The sequence below is a fragment of the Providencia rettgeri genome, from assembly GCF_001874625.1.
Lineage (GTDB): Bacteria > Pseudomonadota > Gammaproteobacteria > Enterobacterales > Enterobacteriaceae > Providencia > Providencia huashanensis.
On the sequence record NZ_CP017671.1, the window covers coordinates 1,591,261 to 1,612,255 of the forward strand.

Below are 20,995 nucleotides of genomic sequence, written 5' to 3' on the forward strand. Positions count from 1 at the left end.
AAAAAAATACTTGACCTAGAGTAAGCTCTATCTTTTAGCCTTTCAATACATTTTGTAAATGAGAGGTCATTATGAAAAATTACCATTATGCTGTTATTACAGGAGCTAGCTCCGGAATAGGGCGAGCTATAGCACTCGCATTTGCTAAACGAGGCTTTAATATTATTGCAATAGCGAGGCGGGGATTTTTGCTTGAAGAGTTAAAAACGGAACTAAAAACGTTACACCCAAACATTGATATAGTCACAAAAATATGTGATTTATCGAGTGTTGAAAATGCGAGTTTACTCTATGGCGAGTTAAGCCCGTTTGACATTGATGTATGGGTAAATAATGCGGGTATTGGTTATTATGGTGAAGCTGCCAAACAATCACTTGAAGATGTAAATACGTTATTAAATTTAAACATTAATACATTAGCAATGCTTTCATTGATGTATGTCCGTGATAACCATAATTTAGAAAATAAGCAGCTCATTAATGTTAGTTCAGCTGGAGGATATACTATCGTACCAACTGCGGTGACGTATTGTGGCTCAAAATTTTTTGTTAGCGCTTTTACAGAAGGGCTTGCCCATGAATTATTAAACGCGGGAGCACAATTAAAAGTCAAGTTATTAGCACCAGCCGCAACAAAAACAGAATTCGGCAAAGTCGCCAATAATCTAGCACATTATGATTATGACCAAGTTTTTGGGACTTATCATTCAAGCAATGAGTTAGCTGATTTTTTTATGCAATTATATGATTCAGAAAATGTTATTGGTTATGTTGATAGAGACAGTTTCAGTTTTAAATTACTTGATAATAGGATGCCTTATGCCAATAACAGCAAATCTAACCAAAAGTTATAGGATTATGAGTATGAATCCTTAAACAAGATAATAATCATTATATGGGTATTAATGGTGGATAATCCCCGATTGTGGCATGAGGTATTCACAGAATATAGCTATTTTCGAAATGGCCTAATTACTTGAAAATAGAGATTTTGAATTAGCTAATTGGCTGCTACCTTGTGCCATTTAAGCCAGTATAATTTGGTAATACTATCATGAGTATTATCTATATTGTTTTTTTAATAGTAAATATGGGCATATTGATAAATAATTGGTTTTACCCAACTATTGTTGCACATCTTGGTGGTGTTAATTCAATGTGTTAACTAATTTGAAGTTAAAACGTAGGTGATGGTGCTTCTACATGATGATACTCTTGAGTGAACAACTAATGGTTGTGGGGGGCAGGGAATTTAAACCGGGGCGACCCTTGTACGTGAACTGAATTATTACAGTAGGGTGTTGATGCTATCTGCTCTGATCATATTGATGTAACACCGCTGGATTTTAGCTCAATGACGTAAGTAACTGAGTTTTCCATTAATAAATTACTGGTTAATCATCCAGTTGAACAATTGTCTATTAAAGTGAGCTTGATTTATCTCAGCAGTATATTCTTACAATATGAATGTTTAGCTTAAGGATAATAATGTTTATACTGAGCTAAATTATACACATTGAAGAGATAAGGGATGATATGAAAAGAGTAGGAATTTTGCTCACGGCTTTAGTTGTGTTATCAGGCTGTCAGACTTCTAATTCAACGTTAGTTTACGAATGTAATATTGACCAATCGATTAATCAGATTTCTAGAGATAGAAATGGTTTTTTTGCTTTTCCGACTGCGGCTCCGACAGTTAAAGTGTTTTCTTACAATGGCGCATTCAATATTCGTGATTTTGAAGCCGGTGAATATGCAGGCTATAAACTGGAAAAAAGCCAACAACAACAGCAAATAAAGACTGTTAAAGATTTTAAAGTCATTGTTAATAAAGGTGATTATTACCACGATAGCGGGAAAATTATTGAGATCTTCTCCCCAAAACAAAAAACAATTAGTTTATTTTTAATTGATCAGAAGACAGGGAAAACGGATTCGCTGCAATTTTTAACCGATTGTGAAAAAAAATATATAGAAATAAAAAATCGACCTCAGCATGATGACCATGGTTCTTCTCCTGAATATGATAAAAATGACCCTGTTGTTAATGGCTAAGTGTGATTAAGGCATGAACATGATTGTTTAATTTGTATTAACATACAGATTGAATAGAGTATAAAGCAGCCATTTTCATAGGGGATATATAATGACTATTTCGGCAAGAAACCAACTTTCAGGTGTTGTTGCATCTATTGGTGTTGGTGCTGTCAATGATGAAATTATTTTGGATTTAGCGAGTGGGGAAAGCATTACTGCGGTTATTACTAAAAATAGTACCGCACAGCTAGGTCTAGAAAAAGGGAAACCTGTAATTGCGGTTATTAAAGCGCCTTGGGTCGTCCTTGTTTCTGATGAGAATGAATATAATTTCTCTGCTCGTAACCAATTTAATGGCAGTGTCGAGTCTATTGAAAAGGGCAGTGTGAATTCAGTGGTCAATTTAAGAACAAAAGCAGGTACTTTGTTATCTGCGGTGGTGACAAACAATAGTACCTCTGAGATGGGGTTAATGGTGAATAGCCCTGTGACTGCTATTATTAAAGCATCAAGTATTATTCTTGCAACGAAAAAATAAGTGTTTGATAAACTATTTATCAAAAGATGATTAAGGGGGTAAATAGAAATGATATTTACCGCCTTTTTTATTTAAGGTAAATGCCATCTAATTCCCAGTGATGTGTCAGTTCCCTTATAATGATTAAGAAAGCAGTAAACGAGGTGTCTGTTGGTAAAGTTGTTGAGTTAATAGGGCTACCATTGATGACATTAACCAACTCGTTAAATGCACTTTCAATCTGCTGGGTAGTTAAAAAATATTCTGTATTACCAGTGTGTTGCCAAATGGCCTTTAGTTTATTATCTCTATTAATCAGAACAGGGTTATTTATAGAGAGTTGCTTTCTAGCAGGAATGACCGTGTTTTCAATTAATTCAATGGCTATTTCTGCTTCATAAGGTGTTATTGGTGAGTGTTGAAATTTAAACCCATTAATACTGTCGCTACCAATAGGTAAGGTAATTTTATTGGATAGAAAAGAGAGATTGGTTTCTTGAGGCGTAATTTCTAATTGAACCGCATTCATTATGAAACCCCCAGTGAATACTGTATGTCTAGTTATGCTACACCGATTATTTCAAACTGTAAAAACATTTAAATATTCTAGATAATATATTTGAGCTTAGTCATTTTAGCCAATTAACAGTAAGTTATAATAAAAAATTAGATATTGATATTTTAATAAAAGGATAGATTTTATGGTGACAATTATATATGCACACCCTTGGAAAGGGAGCTTCTGCCAGTTTTTACTTGATAATATAACGAAAGGGTTAACCGAAAAAAAGAAAGATTATCAGGTAATTGACCTGCATAGAGATAAGTTTAACCCTGTGTTAACAGAAGAAGAGCTCGCACTTTATTCCACCGGTAACTATATTGATCCTTTAGTTGGAAAATACCAAGAAATGTTGAAAAATAGCTCACAAGTTATAGTCATATTTCCTGTTTGGTGGATGGGAATGCCTGCAATTTTAAAAGGCTTTTTTGATAAAGTAATACTTAACGGTTTTGCTTGGTATTATAACGAACAGCAGAAAAAATTATTACCTTTGCTAGACATCCCCAAAACTACTGTTGTCACGACATCAGAAGAAGCCACAAAATTTATTATTAAAGAGGGAGACCCTGTTAGTGATGCTATTTTTCATTGTATGACAGCGGTAGGTTTAAAAAATAGTAAATGGATGAATTGTGACTATGTAACCCAGGGAGGAAATGAACACCGCATGGCGTTTATAAATACAGTATTGAACGAAGTTTAATTATTTTAATATTAAATTTATTTATACTTTAATTCTATATAACGTGATTAAGTCTATTATCACGTTATGTTTTAAGGTTACGCAAATTCTGTAATAAAATAAAATATAATTTTGTTTTATTTGTAATTGTTTATCTTTAAGAATAAATAATGAAATTATGTGATAAATTAATTACTTTATCATTCATGATAGGGCGGTTTTATGTCTGAAGTTAGGATCATTGCAACGGTAATAGCAAAAGAAAACGAAGTTGCTTATGTTAGAGCCGCGGCAGAGTCAATTGTTAAGTCGAGCCATCAGGAAGAAGGTTGCCTTCAATATGAATTGCATCAGCTTCATGACAACTCTAATACATTTGTTTTCTTTGAGGTATGGCAGAGTCAAAAAGCCGTTGATAAGCATAATAATACACCGCACTTTAACGAGTTCATTAGTCAGGTAAAAGATAGGGTCGAACTGTTAGATGTGAAATTGATGAGTAAAATTGCCTAGGAGCACTATTATTTGCTATTTATCTTGAAAAGTAACATTTTAATAGTCTCACTGTAACTAAGTTCAGCAGTGTGGATGGCTTCAGGTGTGAATGAGGGAGCTTGATTTTTAGGGGATACTGATAGCGCTTCTCCATGAGTATAATCTATTAGGATATGCCCCCATTTCGTTGCTTCTATTTGAGATAAACCAAGTTTCATTAATTGTTGGGTGAGTATTTCGGTGATCCTTTTGGCTTGTTCTGGAAAAGCATTTGGGGAACTGAAAATAGCTAAGGTGATTTGCGGATAAAGGGTCACTTTTTGCCTGTAATGCAGTAATAGCGACTCGATTTGTTGGTAAAGGTCAGGCAAGTCAGGCAATTGAATATCTTGATAAAGCCTATTGGCAATAGCTTGTATTAAGGCATCTTTATCTGAAAAGTAATGATAGAGCGCCATCGGGTTGACGTTTATCTTTTTGGCCAGCATGCGCATAGATAGGTTATCAACCTTATTATCATCTAACATTTCAATAGCTTTAGTCACTATCAACTCTAAAGAGATAGTTTGCTGGTTAGCTGGCGGGCGGCCAGGCTTTTTATCTTTCACTTTAAAACCTCATATTTAGATTGCACAAAGCCGGAAGGGAAACTGCGTGTATGCAGGTGGTTGAGTAAAATATCGTGATTGAGGTCTCCAAATAATGGGCGCCCGCTCCCAAGTAGAATGGGGAGTTTAGTTATAATTAGGTCGCTAATCATACCCCTTTTTAAAAATGATTGAACCACTTGCCCTCCATCGATATAGACGTGTTGGCATCCTTCTAATTCCAGCATTTTCATCACATTTTCAGGGGATTGATCACTAAAACGAACTTTCCCCACTAAATGTTCAGGCACGGCTTGGTTGGTTAATGTAGAAGAAAGTACGACAACCGGAAGATTGTAAACCCAAGGTGTGATATGACTTAGTGTTTCGAAGGTGCCGCTTCCCATCACAATTGCATCTATTTGATTGATAAATTGGTCATAGCCATGATCCTCATTAGAAGTATCAATGCACCCAAGCCAATCTATTTGCCCATCTTTACGTGCGATGTAGCCATCTAAACTAGTGGCAATAAATACATGCCCCGTAATCATATTTGTTTCCCATTAATTAATTATACGGTGTATAATAATTGGTTCTATGGTGCAAGTCTAGTGGGTAAAATGCTTTTTAGGGGATGGGCTAAATTGACAAAATTTTTGCTGCTTATAAAATAGCGGAGATTGGTCATTAGACTCGTAAGCGTTTACGTTAACCAACGCATATAACTTTTGGTCACACGAATAGTTATATGCTTATGTGTGCCAGTAACCTTGGAGTTTTTTATGCCAAATCAAAGTCGTAATTATGTATTAGGTATTCCCAAATTACCTGCTCGTGCGATGATCTTTCTAGTTCCTTTCTTTTTATCCCTTGTAATGAGTGGGATCGTTTCCCTTATTAGTACTGTTAGAGCGCTAGGTTTTACTTCGGAAGTTTTCCCATCTTGGGTTAGCTCTTGGGGGATTTCTTGGATGATTGCCTTTCCAACGGTGTTCTTTGTATTACCTATCGCGAGACGAATCTCATTAATGTTAGTTAAATCCTCCTAAAAGCATGTGTTTTTTTCATACAGTCAGTTGCTATTATAGAAGGGAAATCAGTAGCGCTAATTTTGAATGGGGTCTTATGTCGATAAAAATTATTGGTTTGTTTTTTATCACTGCACTAGCTGAAATTGCAGGCTGTTATTTCCCTTATCTCTGGATGAAAAAACAGGGAGGGCCTTGGCTATTAATCCCTACAGCCTTAAGTTTGATGCTATTTGTCTGGTTATTGACATTACATCCAGAAGCCAGTGGCCGAATTTATGCATCTTACGGTGGGATATATATTGTCACAGCGTTAGTATGGCTAAAAGTTGTCGATGGGGTCGCACTTTCGGTAACTGACTGGGTTGGGGCTTTCGTTGTGCTTGTTGGCGCTGGTATCATTATTAGTGGCTGGGAGTAAAAAACAGATTATTATTTAGATAAAGTAATATCCCAAAAGAACGTCATTATTATTTCGCAAGTGAGTTCTCAATGAATTCACTTTTTCCATATTTAAACTATAAGCCTGCAAGAACCATAGATAGCCTAGTGCTGTTACCTCAAAAATACAGATAAGGTTGTCGTAAAACTGAGTTTTATTTTTATCTGGTGGCTTATTTATAAGACGGTTATTTTTTTGTTTATTATTATTATTTAAGTATCTGTGGTGATGTTCGGTATTTTTTATCATTATTGTTTCATATTAGAACAATTAAATATTGGTTTTGTAAAAAGCTAGACTAAGCTTGAATATTTTTTAATTAATTGATTTAAAAGGATTTTAAATGGTTTGTGCTTATTTCTGTCAATGTTTTTTTCCACCAGTTTTATATGGTGATATTTTATTTTTCATGAAATTAAATAAATTTGGTTTTTGATCAGCTGTGATGTATTTCCTGAATTAATTTTCTTCTATTTTTATTTGTATTTTTTAAAATGCCAATGAAATGTATTTAACTAAAATATTTCAAAAAGTAACATTTGATCTAAGTCAATTTAACAATAATTACTCTATTGGTAGTATTTGTAATTGATGTTTAACTACTCAGTTAATATTAATTAAACTTTTATTTTCACTTTCATTGATTTTAGGCAATATCTAATCATATTAGGCTGCTATTCTCTCACCGATTTATACAAAAAATATAAAGAGGTTAGCAATGAACGTTAGTCGCAGAAAGTTTTTTAAAATCTGCGCTGGCGGGATGGCAGGTACAACTGTAGCTGCGTTAGGTTTTATGCCTGGAATGGCAATAGCTAATGTACGTGAATATAAATTACTACGCTCTAAAGAGACGCGTAACACTTGTACTTACTGTTCTGTCGGTTGTGGATTACTAATATATAGCATGGGCGATGGTGCCATGAATGCTAAGTCCGCGATATTCCATGTGGAAGGTGACTCCGACCACCCTGTAAACCGTGGTGCTTTATGCCCTAAAGGGGCTGGCCTGCTTGACTATATCCAGAGCGAAAATCGTTTACGTTATCCTGAATATAGAGCACCAGGCTCTGATAAATGGCAACGCATTAGCTGGGATGATGCTTTCACACGTATTGCCCGTTTAATGAAAGATGACCGCGATGCAAATTTCATTGAGAAAAACGCTGAGGGAACAACCGTAAACCGTTGGTTATCAACAGGGATGCTTTGTGCATCTGCTGCAAGTAACGAAACAGGAATGTTGACCCAAAAATTCGCGAGATCGCTAGGTATGCTGGCGGTTGATAACCAAGCACGTGTCTGACACGGACCAACGGTAGCAAGTCTTGCTCCAACATTTGGTCGCGGTGCGATGACCAACCACTGGGTTGATATCAAAAATGCCGATGTTGTCGTCGTAATGGGCGGTAACGCTGCGGAAGCACACCCTGTTGGGTTCCGCTGGGCAATTGAAGCGAAAAATAATAACAATGCAACACTGATTGTGATCGACCCGCGTTTTACGCGTACGGCATCAGTGGCAGACCATTATGTTCCGATTCGTTCGGGTACCGATATTACATTCTTATCGGGCGTCTTGTTGTACCTGATTGAAAATAACAAAATAAACGCTGAATACGTTCAAAACTATACTAATGCGTCATTAATTGTTCGAGATGATTTTGACTTTGATGATGGCCTCTTTAGTGGCTATAACGCAGATACACGTAGTTATGATAAAACCAGCTGGAACTACAAATTTGATGAAAATGGTCATGCGTTACGCGATGACACATTACAAGACCCTCGTTGTGTGTGGAATCTGCTTCACAAGCACGTGTCACGCTATACACCTGAAATTGTTGAGCAAATTTGTGGTACATCAAAGGCTGATTTCTTAAAAGTCTGTGAAATCTTAGCAACCACGAGTGCTTCAGATAAAGCAGGGACTTTCTTATACGCCTTAGGTTGGACACAACATACGGTTGGTGCGCAAAATATTCGTACCATGGCAATGATCCAGTTACTACTTGGTAACATGGGGGTTGCTGGCGGTGGTGTTAATGCCTTACGTGGCCACTCAAATATTCAAGGTTTAACTGATCTAGGGTTATTATCGACCAGTCTGCCCGGCTATTTGACGTTGCCTTCAGAAAAACACCTGAATATTGATAGCTATCTGTCTGCTAATACACCAAAAGCAACCTTACCAAATCAAGTTAACTTTTGGAGTAACTACCCGAAATTCTTCGTCAGTTTAATGAAGTCTTTCTATGGTGATTCTGCACAAGCTGACAACCAATGGGGCTATGATTGGTTACCTAAATGGGACCAAGCTTATGATGTAATGAAGTATTTTGACATGATGAGCCGTAATGAGGTCACGGGTTATATTTGTCAAGGATTTAACCCTGTAGCGTCATTCCCAGATAAAAACAAAGTTGTTAGCTGCCTCAGTAAGTTGAAATATTTGATTGTTGTCGACCCGTTAGTCACTGAAACTGCTAATTTCTGGCAAAACCACGGTGAAATGAATGATGTCGATACAGCTTCGATTCAAACTGAAGTTTTCCGTCTACCATCAACGTGTTTTGCAGAAGAAGATGGCTCTATCGCGAACTCTGGTCGTTGGTTGCAATGGCACTGGCAGGCAGCGGATGCTCCAGGTGAAGCGCGTAATGATGGCCAAATCTTGACAGGAATTTTATACAAAATTCGTGAGTTGTATGAAAAAGAAGGCGGTCAAGGCCAAGATCCTCTGATGCAGATGAAATGGAATTATAAACAGCAATTCCACCCTGAATCAGAAGAAGTGGCAAAAGAAAATAACGGAGTTGCACTGGCTGATCTGTACGATGCCGACGGCAATTTACAAGCGAAAAAAGGTGAACTTCTTAGCTCATTTGCCTTATTACGTGCTGACGGTACAACAGCATCTTCTTGCTGGATATACACGGGCAGTTGGACTGAAAAAGGCAACCAGATGGCGAATCGCGACAATAGTGACCCGTCTGGCATTGGTAACACATTAGGTTGGGCATGGGCGTGGCCGTTGAATCGTCGCGTTATTTATAACCGAGCATCTTGTGATACTAAAGGTAAGCCGTGGAATAAAGACCGTGTGCTAATTGAATGGAATGGCAAAAAATGGGTCGGTAATGATATTCCTGACTTTAATGCATCTGCACCAGAAGTCGGAACAGGTCCATTCATTATGCAACCAGAAGGGTTAGGGCGTTTATTTGCTATCGATAAGATGGCAGAAGGGCCATTCCCTGAGCACTATGAGCCTTTTGAAACGCCTCTTGGTACTAACCCATTACACCCGAATGTGGTTTCTAACCCTGCGGCACGGATCTTTGATGAGGACAAAAAACGTCTTGGCGACCACAAAGATTTCCCTTATGTCGGCACCACTTATCGTTTAACAGAGCACTTCCACACATGGACTAAGCATGCTCGCTTGAATGCGATTGCTCAGCCAGAGCAATTTGTTGAAATCAGCGAAACATTAGCGAAAGCCAAAGGAATTGCGTTAGGCGATAAGGTCAAAGTCAGTAGTAAACGTGGTTTTATCAAAGCCGTTGCGGTGGTAACGCCGAGATTACAAACCCTGATGGTGGACGGTAAACCAATTGAAACCGTTGGGTTACCTATTCACTGGGGTTTTGAAGGGGCTACGCAAAAAGGTTTTATCACCAATACGTTGACGCCATCTGTGGGGGACGCTAACTCTCAAACACCTGAGTATAAAGCGTTTTTAGTTAACATTGAGAAGGCGTAAGGGAGGGAACTATGTCCATGCAATCTCAAGACATTATTAAGCGTTCCGCGACCAATAGTATTACGCCTCCACCACAGGCGCGTGACGATAAATTTGAAGTTTGTAAGCTCATTGATGTGTCATCCTGTATAGGCTGTAAAGCTTGTCAGGTGGCATGTTCTGAATGGAATGATATTCGCGATGAAGTCGGGCATTGCGTTGGGGTTTATGATAACCCAACCGATCTTAGTGCAAAATCGTGGACGGTGATGCGTTTTAGTGAAACAAGCGAAAACGGTAAGCTGGAATGGCTAATCCGTAAAGATGGTTGTATGCACTGTGCAGACCCGGGTTGCCTAAAATCGTGCCCATCTGCGGGAGCGATCATTCAGTATTCAAATGGGATTGTTGATTTCCAATCGGAGCACTGTATTGGTTGTGGCTATTGTATTGCGGGTTGTCCTTTTAATGTACCACGCTTAAATCCTAAAGATAATCGTGTGTATAAATGTACTTTATGTGTTGATAGAGTTTCTGTCGGTCAAGAACCCGCTTGTGTGAAAACTTGCCCAACAGGTGCTATTCGCTTTGGTACGAAGAGGGAAATGCTGGAATACGGCGAAGAGCGTGTCACGAAATTAAAAAATCGAGGATATGCGCAAGCGGGGATTTACGATCCTGAAGGCGTGGGGGGAACTCACGTTGTTTATGTTCTTCATCATGCTGATAAACCGCAACTTTATCATGACTTACCGAAAGACCCACAAATTGATACTCCAATCAATCTGTGGCAGAGCGTCTTGAAACCACTTTCTGTTGCGGGCTTTATAGCCACCTTTGCAGGGTTAATTTTCCACTATGTGGGAATTGGACCGAACAAAGAAGTGAGTGATGATGAGGAGAAAGATGACCATGAGTAAAAAAAGCAAAATGATTGTGCGGACAAAGTTTATTGACCGCGCCTGTCACTGGACTGTTGTCATCAGCTTCTTTTTGGTTGCTTTGTCTGGTATCGCCTTATTTTTCCCAACACTGAAATGGTTGACGGAAACCTTTGGTACTCCACAAATGGGAAGAATTTTACACCCATTCTTTGGTGTACTGATATTCGTCGTATTGATGTTCATGTTTGTTCGTTTTGTGAAACACAATATTCCGGATAAGAAAGACCTTCCATGGATTAAAAATATTGTTGAAGTTCTCAAAGGTAATGAACATGAGGTGGCGGATGTAGGTAAGTATAATGCGGGGCAAAAAATGATGTTCTGGAGTATCATGAGTATGATTTTCGTACTACTGATCACTGGGATTATCATGTGGCGTCCTTATTTTGCTCATCTATTTCCTATGTGGATGGTTCGTTGGAGTATTTTGATCCACGCACTTTCCGCTATTATTCTAATCCACGCGATTCTAATCCATATGTATATGGCATTTTGGGTGAAAGGCTCAATTAATGGCATGATAGAAGGTAAGGTTAGCCGCCGCTGGGCGAGAAAACACCACCCTCGCTGGTATCGTGATGTTGAGGCGAAAGAAGCCAAAGCTGAAGCTGAAGGCAAAAAGTAATTTATTGTTAGATTAAGTCACATCAAGCCATCACTTTGTTTATACATTGTGGTGGCTTTTTTATTGGTTTTACCATGTTATTTATAGTTAAAATTAAATTCATGTAAAACCATTAGGTTGCAAGATGGCAAAATTTTAGTAAGGTAAAAACCGTCATATGACAAAGTGACTTGCCACCAATGATAACGAGAAAATATATGAGTATACAATCTGTTAGGGCATTTTTAGCGCAACATGCCCCCGATATTGACATTATAGAAACTGACACCCCAACAGCAACAGTGCAACAAGCGGCAATAGTACATAATGTTGAAGCAAACCAAATCGCAAAAACACTGTCACTTAAACTTAAAAATGAGGTCGTTTTAGTCGTGTGTGCAGGGGAAGCGCGGCTTGATAACCAAAAAGTAAAACAAGTATTGGGGGCAAAAGCGAGAATGTTACGAGCGGATGAGGTTGTAGACTCCACAAGCCATCCGGTTGGCGGTGTTTGCCCGTTTGGCTTGCCCCGAGACCTAGTTATTTACTGTGATATTTCACTACAACAATATAGCGAAGTGCTACCCGCTGCAGGGTCAGTGAATAGTGCTATACGTATTTCACCAACTCGTCTGTTAGAACTTGTCAAAGCATCATGGGTTGATATTTGCCAGTAATCAATCGTGAGCTGTTATGCGGTAAAGTACATGTTCTTGTAGCCAATGGCCATCAGGTAAGGCTGGGTGATAAAAATTATTTGGTTGTTTTATCATGCCTAGTCTTTTCATTACCAATTCTGATGGTGTATTAGGTACCGCAGTAAATGCAACTAGTTCGGCAATCTGTAATTGTTCGAAAGCTAATTGGATCACCGCTTTTGCCCCTTCAGTTGCCAAGCCTTGATGCCAGAATTCAGGTAATAAACGCCAGCCTATCTCAATACAGGGAGAAAAAGGCAATGTTTTAGCCGGGGTGTTTAAACCAATAAACCCAATGAATTCATTGGTAGACTTCAATTCAACAGCCCATAACCCCCAGCCACCTTGTTGGGAAAACTTATCGATGATTGTGGCCAGCATTTCGGTACTTTGCTGCTCGCTTAGCACTGAAGGGAAATAACGCATCACCTCTGGGTGGCTGTTCATCAGTGTAAATGGCAGTTTATCTTTTTCTTGCCACATTCTTAGGAGTAAGCGAGGGGTTTCTAACTCAATAATTTTCATGGTTATTGTGCCACAGGGTTAAGGCGCATATGTAGAATAGGATATGGGTTTCCCTCTCCATCTAATTCAGAACGAGCGTATTGTGTAAAACCCATATGCTGATAAAAACCAATGGCTTGAGGGTTTTGTTCGTTAACGTCTAGCTCTGTAATACCCAGAGTGTCAATTGCATATTGCAGTAGCTTTTTCCCCGTACCTTGGCCTCTGTTTTCTGGCGAAATAAACAGCATTTCGAGACGATGCTCATCACAGCCCAGAAAACCAATCATATTGCCTAGGTCATCAAATGTGACAAATACAGCTAAATTAGGTAAGTAAATGTCTTTAATTGCCACTTTTAATTCAGCAATTTTTTCTTCGGGTAAAAAGTGATGTGTGGCTCTAACAGATGACTCCCAAACACGAATAATTTCATTATCGTGTGCACGTGTGGCGGTTTGGACTATCATTATATTTACTCCTTATGTTTATGGGGTGATCTTAATTATCCAATATGGTATGTCAATGACCTTTTTAATTTTGGTTAAGGTTGTTTTTGAGATATTTATCGCAGAAAAAAAAGCTAACTAATTCATTATTAGATGAGTCGTAATATTGGGCGTGAAGTCTGGGCGTCTGACTTTTTTATAGGGTACTTTTTCATTTTTTTGATTGGATCTTAGGGGTATATTTAATGAAATATAAATTGCTAACATTCTGTTTATCTGCTGCATTATTCACACCTATCGCGCCAGCGCTAGCCAATACAGACAACCAAACTGATATGGTTTTAGACCAAGTTTTAGTGCTTAGTCGCCATAACTTACGAACACCAATTGTTAACACAGGCGTTCTTACTGAGATTACCGATAAAAAATGGCCTGCTTGGGATGCACATAGTGGTTATCTCACCACCAAAGGTGGGGCTTTAGAAGTGTATATGGGGCATTATTTTCGGGAATGGATAGACCAAAACAAATTATTAGCGGATGAGCTATGCCCAACCAGCAGTGAGGATATTTACCTTTATACTAACAGCCTACAAAGAACCATAGCGACAGCTCAATTTTTCGCTGCGGGTGCTTTCCCCGGTTGTAAAGTGAATATCCACCACCAACCTGAAATTGGTAAAATGGACCCCGTATTTAACCCTATTATTACCAACGGAAGCCCAGAGTTCAAACAAAAAGCACTCTCAGCAATGGATGATTATTTGAATGGTTTATCGCTGAAAGCCGGCTATGAAGAGCTTGATACCGTTTTGAACATTAAAGATTCCCAGAAATGTAAAACGGATAAATTATGTAATTTAAATAGCCAGAAAAATAGTTTTATTATTGAAGAAAATAAAGAGCCTGGGGTTAGCGGTCCATTAAAAATGGCCAATTCAGCTGTAGATGCTATCGACCTGCAATATTATGAAGGTTTCCCTGCTGATGAAGTCGCTTGGGGCATGGTCAATTCGCCAGAAAAATGGCAAAAATTAAACACATTAAAAAATGCTTATCAAGAGACGCTGTTTACACCAAAATTGATTGCTAAGAATGTTGCACACCCAATATTAAATTACATTGATAAAGGTTTTGTGTCAGTTGATAAGGGCGAAACTGCAAAATTTATTTTCTTAGTCGGCCACGATTCAAATATTGCGTCGTTGATGTCAGCGATGGATTTTAAACCTTATCAATTACCTCAGCAGTATGAACATACGCCGATTGGTGGGAAATTAGTCTTTCAGCGTTGGACTGATAAACAGGCTAATAAAGATTTTATGAAAGTAGAATATGTTTATCAAACGGCTGATCAACTAAGAGATAATGCTTACTTGTCTCTGCAAACACCACCACAACATGTCACGTTGGAGCTAAAAGGTTGCCCTATTGATAAAAATGGATATTGCTCATGGGAAGACTTCCAAAAAGTCATGGCAATGGCACTAGAGCAATAATGGGTTAATTGCTATGCTAATAGCCCATTCTATTGAGTGGGCTATTGTTTTAATATGATATTTAAATTATGTTCAAAACCGCTAATCAATTTTTCGCTGACTGTATAATATGAGTAATAACTAGGTAACTATGTTGATAGAGTTTCGTAAGTTAAGTCAAATCTGCACCGCAGATATTATTGCATTGAATACCCATCCATTAGTTTTAAAACATATGCCACTGGGTAATAACCAATTTGATGAGGCATTTTGTCGCGATTGGGTTGCTGGCAAAGAGCAACATTGGGGTCAACATGGCTATGGTGTGTGGGCAATCATGATTGATGAGCAATTTGCAGGGTGGGGTGGTTTACAAAATGAAGCCGGTGATGCGGATTTGGCTTTAGTGTTACATCCTGATTTCTGGGGAGCAGGGAAATGCTTGGTGGAGCGCATGATAAATAAAGCATTTACGTCACTTAATGTTGACTCTGTAACGATCCACTTACCTTTAACTCGCTTGAAATTATCAGCAATTTTGCGCTATGGTTTTGTTGAAGAGGCACTCGTAGATTTTGATGGGGTACTCTTCAAGCGTTTTCGCTTAAATAAAAGCTAAGTAAATGACATAAAAAAATCCCTGCTATAAAAGCAGGGAGTGAAAAAAAATCACGAAAATGTTTATGAGCCTTTAATGTACCCTAAATAGGTCTTAAATAGTCTGATAAAGTGTATGCCTTTATTGTTTTTTGTAACAATCATTAAAGCTAAACTTTTCATTTGTAAAATGAGCTGACCTAGCTATATATATATTATTAGTCTTTATTATCGGACGACTAATACGCTTGTCTTAGCATAACGCACTACAGATGCGGCATTAGAGCCTAATAAGTAGGTTGACATACTCGGACGACGTGAGCCGAGTAAAATAATATCAGCGTTGATATCTTCAGCAACGGCAATAATTTCATCTTTAACAGAGCCAATAGTCGCTTTTGCATGCACTTTATCTGCAGGAACCGAGAACAATTTAATTTTTTCTTTCAATTCAGCAAGGATAAGCTCAGCTTGTTTTGCATCATCTGGAAAATCACCTGGTAAAATGGTGCCACCATAACGTAAATAGTTAGAGATTGGTGCAGTTACAGCAAGAAAGTGTACCGTCGCATTATTTAATTTCTGTAGCGAATTAACATGGGGTACTAATAGGTTGGTGAGTGCGTCTTCGGTTACATCGATCGGAACTAAAATTGTATTGTACATATATTCTCCTTTTTTCTTTTATATTATAAGTTTAGAACATTATCATATATTTTGATATTGATTATCCATAAATTAATAATAACGAATTTTAAAGTTAAAGGTTGTGAGCAAGTAGTCGCAATACATTTTTTATGGGGAAAAGAAAAAGGAAAAGGCTCGGCACCCTCATTTTGAGTATTGAGTTTGCCAAGCCAGAGGGAGTTCGTGAACAGTATAAATTATTTCTTGTTACAGGCTTCTTTCAACCCTGCTTTACAAGCTTGTGCTAGATAATCCGCGGCGGCTTTTTCATCTATCTCAGTGCCTTCACCATTGTTTAGCATTTTACCAATTTGGTATTGGGCAGGTGGGAACTTTTTATCAGCCGATTTTTTAAACCATTCAAAGGCGGTAATATAGTTTTGCTTTACACCAATACCTTGGTAGTAAAATTGCCCCATATAATTTTGAGCTTCAACGTTACCTTTATTAGCTGATTTTTCAAATAAATCCATCGCGGTTTCAAGGTTTTCCTCAACGCCGTTTCCATTTAAATACATATCGCCCAAAAATAGTTGTGCGTCAGAGTTACCTTTATTTGATGCCATAGTTAGCCATTTTTTGGCTTTTCCATAATCTTGTTTGAGTTCATTACCAAGGTAATAGCCGATGCCAAGCATAACTTGTGCTTTAATATCGCCTTTTTGAGCTTCTTGCTCAATTCTTTTAATTGTCTCTTTAGGGACCGCAGCGACGCTATGGTTTATGGAGAAGGTAAATAAAAGAATAAGTGAGAGAATTCTAAGCATAATTTTATATCTTATATGTGTAATGTTCATTTTTATTATCAAAAAGCGATGGTAATCTGTATCTTTTATTGCTGAAAGTTAACAATGCGAAACATCTTTTTAAAGAAAAACCTAGGCTACTACCAATAATACAATAAAGTTAAACTCAATGGATATACGCATTTTTAGGTAATGAATATCTCTGGATACTCTACGACTATAACTAAAAAATATCAATATCTAATGGTAATTACAACTTATTAGAGTATAAAAACAAGGTCTTTTAGTAACGTGATGTGTTTATTGTAACAAGATACTAATAATAATTAAATTGTCTTAATAAGTATGTTTTAACTTAGATGCTAGTAATATATTGTATATATTAGAAGTGGGGAAAGAGGTTAAGTTTATTAAACATATTTAGATTATTATGCCAGAAAGCTGTTATTTTTAACTTAAAAATAGACACTGACAATAATTAAAAGTATTCGAAAGTAATTAACACATAATGAGTGATATATGCGGTATTAAAAAGGCGTAAATAAAAGTAGGTACATCTACGCCTTTTAGCGAAAGAAAAACAAGCCTTTCTTCACGAGGTTAAAGGGTTATTCCCCAAATAGTGGGGTAGGCTTACCGTTGTCATCAATAGCGACGAAATTAAACTGGCCATGGATCACTTCTTCACGACCTTCAGAATACATATCTTCTAAAAAGATAGAGACATTGACTGTTAGACTGGTTCTACCAACTCGAATGACTTTGCCAACGAGTTCTACAATGGTTCCCGAAGGAATTGGATGGGTAAAGTTGATTTTTTCTGTTGAAACGGTGACAAGGCGTTTACGACTAAAACGCGTAGCAGTAATAAAGGAAACTTCATCCATCCAAGCGAGTGCAGTACCACCAAACAAAGTACTATGGTGGTTAGTGGTGGTTGGGAACACGACTTTAGAGACGCGGGAAATTGATTGTTCAATTTTTTGTGCGATGACATCATCAGCAATGGAACTCATGGTTCAGCCTTACAGTTGTTACTTAGTGTATAAATAATGTTAAAAGGTAAGTGTAATACTCATTACAAATAAATTCATCTGTAAATGTGAGGTGAATCGTTCCAGTGACGGTTTTTTTGTTAATGAAAAAAATAATAAGGAAATCTTAAAGACCTATTATTTTATTAATATGTCTTTAAGATTATTGTGAGGTGGGTAACCTCTAATTATCTGAATATTCGGCACTCATACGAATAGCCTTTGCTTTATCCCCGCTTTTGACACAGGAAACAAGAAAAGCTTTCGATTCAGACCAAATGGTGGCTGAAAATTCGCCATCAATATCTTTTTCGATGGTAACTGGGTATGTTTTTACACCGTCGAGCCACTCTATCAGCCCTGATTTGCAGGTAGGAAAGTCATCTTTTGCGATTGAACCATCTAAAGAAGGTACCAATATAGACGGTTTATTATTTGCAGCAATCAGACTTTCTAGCTGTTCAACCGTATAATTTTTTTCACTAAATGCGACAGTACTGACCAGTGCAATAGCTATCCCTAATATTAACTTATTCATAATCACTCCATTTGAATTAAGTCTAGAATGTTAGTGAATAGAATTAGAATAGGCAACAAGAAAACCCTTAAAAAATATAAGGGTTTTCTTGGGGGATAATTAAATATTAGCTAAATCTGTACAGGCTAAATGGCTTAACATCTAACATAGGTTCTTTGCCGAGTAACAGGTCGGCTGTGATTTCTGACGAAACTGGGCTTTCTGTCATACCCCAGCCTGTTGCCGTATTAATTACCAGACCTGGGTACTCTTTGACTTGAGAAATGATAGGGTGCTCATCCGGCGCGATAGCCATTGCACCACTCCATTGGTCAATAAGTTTAGAATCTTTAAAGGCTGGGAATTCAGTTTTTAGTTTCTCAAATGAAGCATTTAATTCTGGTAAGTCTGGTAATGCAGTCATATTTCTGTGTTTTTCGAATGGTGAAACTTCATCCAATCTCCAGCTTGTTGGCTCTGTGAATGAATTAATCAATTGTTCATTCAAGGAAATATGAACAGGGAAATCAGGCATAGATAACAGAGGGATATATTTATAACCGTACACGAAAGAATCTTTAACAACAGGGGCAACGATCACTCGAGGTGACGTTGCGTAGGTGCCATCGGCTTGTTCACGGAAGAAAATATTACCCGGTAAAGCGACGTTACCACCAGGAGCCGTTGCGGAGCCAGAGATCAACTGCTGTGATTGATATGCAGGTAGGGTTGGGACATCAACACCTAGATTTTGCATAAATAGTCTAGACCAAACTCCGCCAGCAACAACAACACGGGAAGTTTTGATTGCCCCTTTTTCAGTCACAACATCAGAAATGACCCCAGCTTGTGTTTCTAAGCCACGCGCTGCACAGTTGGTGTAAATTTTAACCCCAATCTTTTTCGCATAATCAGCCATAACAAAAGCGGCTATTTCTGCATCTAGGCTACCAGAGTCTTCTTCAAAGCCAGCTATTTTCCAGTCTGATTGTGCGCCTTTCAAACGTTGATTTAACTCAGCGCCTTCAATGATACGTGTTTTGAAAGGAATATCTGAACCAACGTTTTTATTTCTACTGTCGATCCACTCTCTGACGTTAACTAAGTCTTCTTCATCGAGGGGAACTTCAACGCGACCTTGTGTGCGATAGCTGGTATCTGCGCCGACTTTAGCATTCATTTCTCTCCAACGTTGTTTAGCAATGTGATGGAGTAAGAATGTTTCATCAGGCATTTTATAGGTAATCACTTGGCCGTAGAAGCGTGAAGACTGCTCCCCAGCGATATTCCCTTTTTCAACTACCACAACATTTAAACCGCGCTCAACAAGGTTTATGGCGGTCATAATTCCTAGAATTCCAGCACCAATAACAACTACGTCAGCCTGCTGCGGTAACGCGCCTTCTGTTCCTTCTACAAAACCATATCTTGGTTTACCGGGAACAAACCTACCCTCACGAGTTAACATTGGAGTTAAAATTCCAGCACCAGCAGCAACGGTAACAACTGCACCACCGATAAGAAATTTTCTTCTAGTAATAGCCATCTTATTGAGTTCCTTGTATTGAATGAGTTTTAACAATTAATCAATGCTTCAATTAGTAATACTTATAATTGTAATTATATTTTTAATAATAATTATAAGTGTAAACTAATTTAATGAATAATTAAAACTATTAATTAAATGTTAAAAAAAATATTTAATTGTTTATTGCAAGGAGGTGGGGAGCCGATACTTTGTACGTCCATTGAGGATGTTATCGGCGAGTTGATTGGATAAAAGGAAAAATAAAATGATTTTTAATTTGTTGATTTATAGGTTAAATATGGATTTTTCCTGTTAGGAATAAAGTGGCTTTACCTGTTAATCTCACGCGATTAGCCGTGAGTTCACAAAGCATAACACCACCTCGCGCTGAAAGTTGTTTACCAACTAACTGCAATTTATTTAACCGATTAGCCCACAATGGTGCTATTGCACAATGTGAGGTACCCGTTACTGGGTCCTCATTGACCCCTTTTGCAGGAGCAAAATAACGAGAAACGAAGTCATAACCCTGTTCAGCACTTTTAGCTGTAATAACTAATCCAGGTAGTGGAAGCTGCGATAATTTGAACAAATTAGGTTGGCAGGATTGGACTTGTTCTTCGTTTTCAAGGAAACATAAGTAACGGTCTTTTGCTATCCAAAGCTCTTGAAGTTCCACTCCAAGGATCTCCTCTAATTGAGGATATTGCGTAGGTTCACTTTGCATGGAATTTAGGGCTGGGAAATCGAGGGTAAATCCTCGAGAGCTTGGTGTGATAGTTAATTCCCCTGAAAGAGACGTCAATGTGAGAGGGTTATTATTTTGTTTTAATACCTCGTTAAGTACAAAAGCGGCGGCCAATGTTGCATGACCACATAATTTAACTTCAACTTTTGGTGTAAACCAGCGGATATGGTGCCCGACTAAAAAAGCGGTTTCTGATAAATTAATTTCGGCTGCAATTGCAATTAACTTTTCATCCGGTAACCAGTCATCAAGTAAAACAATAGCGGCGGGGTTACCGTGAAAAATCGTATCAGTAAAGGCATCAACATAATAAATTGGTAATGAAAGGCTCATTTTAGGCTTCCCTAATGGGCGAAAAGA

The 20,995-nt window shown here is 37.9% G+C and carries 25 protein-coding genes; 13 read left to right on the forward strand and 12 right to left on the reverse strand.

What is annotated here, in order from left to right; all coding sequences use genetic code 11:
- Window positions 1–71: 71 nt before the first annotated feature.
- From RB151_RS06995 to RB151_RS07005, 3 genes are all read left to right on the forward strand, one after another.
- Window positions 72–854: an SDR family NAD(P)-dependent oxidoreductase gene (locus RB151_RS06995; protein ID WP_042848018.1), complete on the forward strand. Its 783-nt coding sequence runs from the start codon at window positions 72–74 to the stop codon at window positions 852–854.
- A 682-nt stretch (window positions 855–1,536) separates the two neighbouring features.
- A complete protein-coding gene (locus tag RB151_RS07000; RefSeq protein ID WP_042848016.1) occupies window positions 1,537–2,055 on the forward strand; it encodes a hypothetical protein in 519 nt (172 codons plus the stop codon).
- Window positions 2,056–2,146: 91 nt separating this feature from the next.
- Complete coding sequence (locus RB151_RS07005) at window positions 2,147–2,575, forward strand: TOBE domain-containing protein (RefSeq protein WP_042848014.1); 429 nt, start codon at window positions 2,147–2,149, stop codon at window positions 2,573–2,575.
- Window positions 2,576–2,642: 67 nt separating this feature from the next.
- Here RB151_RS07005 and RB151_RS07010 read toward each other — a convergent pair whose 3' ends face one another.
- The gene (locus RB151_RS07010) at window positions 2,643–3,083 is read right to left on the reverse strand and encodes a hypothetical protein (protein ID WP_208292081.1); all 441 of its coding nucleotides are present in this window, start codon (window positions 3,081–3,083) and stop codon (window positions 2,643–2,645) included.
- Window positions 3,084–3,255: 172 nt separating this feature from the next.
- On the opposite strand from RB151_RS07010, the gene RB151_RS07015 reads away from it, so the two are divergent.
- Both RB151_RS07015 and RB151_RS07020 read left to right on the forward strand, forming a co-directional pair.
- Entirely contained in the window at window positions 3,256–3,822 is a 567-nt protein-coding gene (locus tag RB151_RS07015) for an NAD(P)H-dependent oxidoreductase (protein WP_042848010.1), read from the forward strand.
- Window positions 3,823–4,023: 201 nt separating this feature from the next.
- Complete coding sequence (locus tag RB151_RS07020) at window positions 4,024–4,314, forward strand: putative quinol monooxygenase (protein ID WP_042848009.1); 291 nt, start codon at window positions 4,024–4,026, stop codon at window positions 4,312–4,314.
- Window positions 4,315–4,322: 8 nt separating this feature from the next.
- Here the strand turns inward: RB151_RS07020 and RB151_RS07025 are convergent, their stop codons facing one another.
- Together RB151_RS07025 and RB151_RS07030 are read right to left on the reverse strand one after the other, a co-directional pair.
- Entirely contained in the window at window positions 4,323–4,904 is a 582-nt protein-coding gene (locus RB151_RS07025) for a TetR/AcrR family transcriptional regulator (RefSeq protein ID WP_052219432.1), read from the reverse strand.
- Complete coding sequence (locus tag RB151_RS07030; protein ID WP_042848007.1) at window positions 4,901–5,437, reverse strand: dihydrofolate reductase family protein; 537 nt, start codon at window positions 5,435–5,437, stop codon at window positions 4,901–4,903. Before RB151_RS07030 ends, RB151_RS07025 begins: the two co-directional genes overlap by 4 nt.
- A 231-nt stretch (window positions 5,438–5,668) precedes the next feature.
- Between RB151_RS07030 and RB151_RS07035 the strand changes: the two genes are divergently transcribed.
- Together RB151_RS07035 and RB151_RS07040 are read left to right on the forward strand one after the other, a co-directional pair.
- Window positions 5,669–5,935 carry a DUF2798 domain-containing protein gene (locus RB151_RS07035; RefSeq protein ID WP_042848005.1) on the forward strand — a complete coding sequence of 89 codons (267 nt, stop codon included), beginning with the start codon at window positions 5,669–5,671 and terminating at the stop codon, window positions 5,933–5,935.
- 76 nt (window positions 5,936–6,011) lie between these two features.
- Window positions 6,012–6,335, forward strand: a complete 324-nt coding sequence (locus tag RB151_RS07040; protein WP_042848004.1) for a YnfA family protein — start codon at window positions 6,012–6,014, stop codon at window positions 6,333–6,335.
- Window positions 6,336–6,350: 15 nt separating this feature from the next.
- Here the strand turns inward: RB151_RS07040 and RB151_RS24170 are convergent, their stop codons facing one another.
- Window positions 6,351–6,605, reverse strand: coding sequence for a hypothetical protein (locus tag RB151_RS24170; protein ID WP_042848002.1), 255 nt, complete (start codon window positions 6,603–6,605; stop codon window positions 6,351–6,353).
- Window positions 6,606–7,074: 469 nt separating this feature from the next.
- On the opposite strand from RB151_RS24170, the gene fdnG reads away from it, so the two are divergent.
- The 4 genes from fdnG to RB151_RS07070 all read left to right on the forward strand — a co-directional run bounded on the left by fdnG (window position 7,075) and on the right by RB151_RS07070 (window position 12,326).
- Window positions 7,075–10,122, forward strand: coding sequence for a formate dehydrogenase-N subunit alpha (gene fdnG / locus RB151_RS07055; protein WP_129466691.1), 3,048 nt, complete (start codon window positions 7,075–7,077; stop codon window positions 10,120–10,122).
- Window positions 10,123–10,133: 11 nt separating this feature from the next.
- Complete coding sequence (fdxH, locus tag RB151_RS07060; RefSeq protein WP_164975524.1) at window positions 10,134–11,021, forward strand: formate dehydrogenase subunit beta; 888 nt, start codon at window positions 10,134–10,136, stop codon at window positions 11,019–11,021.
- Window positions 11,014–11,670 (forward strand): formate dehydrogenase-N subunit gamma, encoded by a 657-nt coding sequence (fdnI, locus tag RB151_RS07065; protein WP_042848077.1) that lies wholly within the window; start codon window positions 11,014–11,016, stop codon window positions 11,668–11,670. The genes fdxH and fdnI overlap by 8 nt, the downstream gene beginning before the upstream one ends.
- Before the next feature lie 197 nt (window positions 11,671–11,867).
- Window positions 11,868–12,326: a YbaK/EbsC family protein gene (locus RB151_RS07070; protein WP_042847995.1), complete on the forward strand. Its 459-nt coding sequence runs from the start codon at window positions 11,868–11,870 to the stop codon at window positions 12,324–12,326.
- On the opposite strand, the gene RB151_RS07075 is transcribed toward RB151_RS07070, so the two are convergent.
- Window positions 12,327–12,872: a GNAT family N-acetyltransferase gene (locus RB151_RS07075; RefSeq protein WP_080750926.1), complete on the reverse strand. Its 546-nt coding sequence runs from the start codon at window positions 12,870–12,872 to the stop codon at window positions 12,327–12,329.
- 2 nt (window positions 12,873–12,874) lie between these two features.
- Window positions 12,875–13,321: a GNAT family N-acetyltransferase gene (locus RB151_RS07080; protein ID WP_042847992.1), complete on the reverse strand. Its 447-nt coding sequence runs from the start codon at window positions 13,319–13,321 to the stop codon at window positions 12,875–12,877.
- Between the two features lie 224 nt (window positions 13,322–13,545).
- Here RB151_RS07080 and agp point away from each other — a divergent pair, with 224 nt between their 5' ends.
- Window positions 13,546–14,799: a bifunctional glucose-1-phosphatase/inositol phosphatase gene (agp, locus tag RB151_RS07085; RefSeq protein WP_042847990.1), complete on the forward strand. Its 1,254-nt coding sequence runs from the start codon at window positions 13,546–13,548 to the stop codon at window positions 14,797–14,799.
- 130 nt (window positions 14,800–14,929) lie between these two features.
- Window positions 14,930–15,397, forward strand: coding sequence for a GNAT family N-acetyltransferase (locus RB151_RS07090; RefSeq protein ID WP_071547920.1), 468 nt, complete (start codon window positions 14,930–14,932; stop codon window positions 15,395–15,397).
- A 206-nt stretch (window positions 15,398–15,603) separates the two neighbouring features.
- On the opposite strand, the gene RB151_RS07095 is transcribed toward RB151_RS07090, so the two are convergent.
- The 6 genes from RB151_RS07095 to RB151_RS07120 all read right to left on the reverse strand — a co-directional run bounded on the left by RB151_RS07095 (window position 15,604) and on the right by RB151_RS07120 (window position 20,968).
- Entirely contained in the window at window positions 15,604–16,041 is a 438-nt protein-coding gene (locus tag RB151_RS07095) for a universal stress protein (protein ID WP_042847987.1), read from the reverse strand.
- A 218-nt stretch (window positions 16,042–16,259) separates the two neighbouring features.
- Entirely contained in the window at window positions 16,260–16,829 is a 570-nt protein-coding gene (locus RB151_RS07100; RefSeq protein WP_042847984.1) for a tetratricopeptide repeat protein, read from the reverse strand.
- A 587-nt stretch (window positions 16,830–17,416) separates the two neighbouring features.
- Window positions 17,417–17,824, reverse strand: coding sequence for an acyl-CoA thioesterase (locus RB151_RS07105; protein ID WP_042847983.1), 408 nt, complete (start codon window positions 17,822–17,824; stop codon window positions 17,417–17,419).
- Window positions 17,825–18,026: 202 nt separating this feature from the next.
- Window positions 18,027–18,380, reverse strand: a complete 354-nt coding sequence (locus RB151_RS07110) for a hypothetical protein (protein WP_042847982.1) — start codon at window positions 18,378–18,380, stop codon at window positions 18,027–18,029.
- Window positions 18,381–18,486: 106 nt separating this feature from the next.
- The gene (locus RB151_RS07115) at window positions 18,487–19,905 is read right to left on the reverse strand and encodes an NAD(P)/FAD-dependent oxidoreductase (protein WP_042847981.1); all 1,419 of its coding nucleotides are present in this window, start codon (window positions 19,903–19,905) and stop codon (window positions 18,487–18,489) included.
- A 274-nt stretch (window positions 19,906–20,179) separates the two neighbouring features.
- The gene (locus RB151_RS07120) at window positions 20,180–20,968 is read right to left on the reverse strand and encodes a PhzF family phenazine biosynthesis protein (protein WP_048606758.1); all 789 of its coding nucleotides are present in this window, start codon (window positions 20,966–20,968) and stop codon (window positions 20,180–20,182) included.
- Window positions 20,969–20,995: the final 27 nt, after the last annotated feature.

Excerpts from the sequence above, each read along its gene's own strand:
- RB151_RS06995 (WP_042848018.1), top strand. The coding sequence starts at position 72 with ATGAAAAATTACCATTATGCTGTTATTACAGGAGCTAGCTCCGGAATA.
- RB151_RS07000 (WP_042848016.1), top strand. The coding sequence starts at position 1,537 with ATGAAAAGAGTAGGAATTTTGCTCACGGCTTTAGTTGTGTTATCAGGC.
- RB151_RS07005 (WP_042848014.1), top strand. The coding sequence starts at position 2,147 with ATGACTATTTCGGCAAGAAACCAACTTTCAGGTGTTGTTGCATCTATT.
- RB151_RS07010 (WP_208292081.1), bottom strand. The coding sequence starts at position 3,083 with ATGAATGCGGTTCAATTAGAAATTACGCCTCAAGAAACCAATCTCTCT.
- RB151_RS07015 (WP_042848010.1), top strand. The coding sequence starts at position 3,256 with ATGGTGACAATTATATATGCACACCCTTGGAAAGGGAGCTTCTGCCAG.
- RB151_RS07020 (WP_042848009.1), top strand. The coding sequence starts at position 4,024 with ATGTCTGAAGTTAGGATCATTGCAACGGTAATAGCAAAAGAAAACGAA.
- RB151_RS07030 (WP_042848007.1), bottom strand. The coding sequence starts at position 5,437 with ATGATTACGGGGCATGTATTTATTGCCACTAGTTTAGATGGCTACATC.
- RB151_RS07035 (WP_042848005.1), top strand. The coding sequence starts at position 5,669 with ATGCCAAATCAAAGTCGTAATTATGTATTAGGTATTCCCAAATTACCT.
- RB151_RS07040 (WP_042848004.1), top strand. The coding sequence starts at position 6,012 with ATGTCGATAAAAATTATTGGTTTGTTTTTTATCACTGCACTAGCTGAA.
- RB151_RS24170 (WP_042848002.1), bottom strand. The coding sequence starts at position 6,605 with ATGATAAAAAATACCGAACATCACCACAGATACTTAAATAATAATAAT.
- fdxH (WP_164975524.1), top strand. The coding sequence starts at position 10,134 with ATGTCCATGCAATCTCAAGACATTATTAAGCGTTCCGCGACCAATAGT.
- fdnI (WP_042848077.1), top strand. The coding sequence starts at position 11,014 with ATGAGTAAAAAAAGCAAAATGATTGTGCGGACAAAGTTTATTGACCGC.
- RB151_RS07070 (WP_042847995.1), top strand. The coding sequence starts at position 11,868 with ATGAGTATACAATCTGTTAGGGCATTTTTAGCGCAACATGCCCCCGAT.
- RB151_RS07075 (WP_080750926.1), bottom strand. The coding sequence starts at position 12,872 with ATGAAAATTATTGAGTTAGAAACCCCTCGCTTACTCCTAAGAATGTGG.
- RB151_RS07080 (WP_042847992.1), bottom strand. The coding sequence starts at position 13,321 with ATGATAGTCCAAACCGCCACACGTGCACACGATAATGAAATTATTCGT.
- agp (WP_042847990.1), top strand. The coding sequence starts at position 13,546 with ATGAAATATAAATTGCTAACATTCTGTTTATCTGCTGCATTATTCACA.
- RB151_RS07090 (WP_071547920.1), top strand. The coding sequence starts at position 14,930 with ATGTTGATAGAGTTTCGTAAGTTAAGTCAAATCTGCACCGCAGATATT.
- RB151_RS07095 (WP_042847987.1), bottom strand. The coding sequence starts at position 16,041 with ATGTACAATACAATTTTAGTTCCGATCGATGTAACCGAAGACGCACTC.
- RB151_RS07100 (WP_042847984.1), bottom strand. The coding sequence starts at position 16,829 with ATGCTTAGAATTCTCTCACTTATTCTTTTATTTACCTTCTCCATAAAC.
- RB151_RS07105 (WP_042847983.1), bottom strand. The coding sequence starts at position 17,824 with ATGAGTTCCATTGCTGATGATGTCATCGCACAAAAAATTGAACAATCA.
- RB151_RS07110 (WP_042847982.1), bottom strand. The coding sequence starts at position 18,380 with ATGAATAAGTTAATATTAGGGATAGCTATTGCACTGGTCAGTACTGTC.
- RB151_RS07115 (WP_042847981.1), bottom strand. The coding sequence starts at position 19,905 with ATGGCTATTACTAGAAGAAAATTTCTTATCGGTGGTGCAGTTGTTACC.
- RB151_RS07120 (WP_048606758.1), bottom strand. The coding sequence starts at position 20,968 with ATGAGCCTTTCATTACCAATTTATTATGTTGATGCCTTTACTGATACG.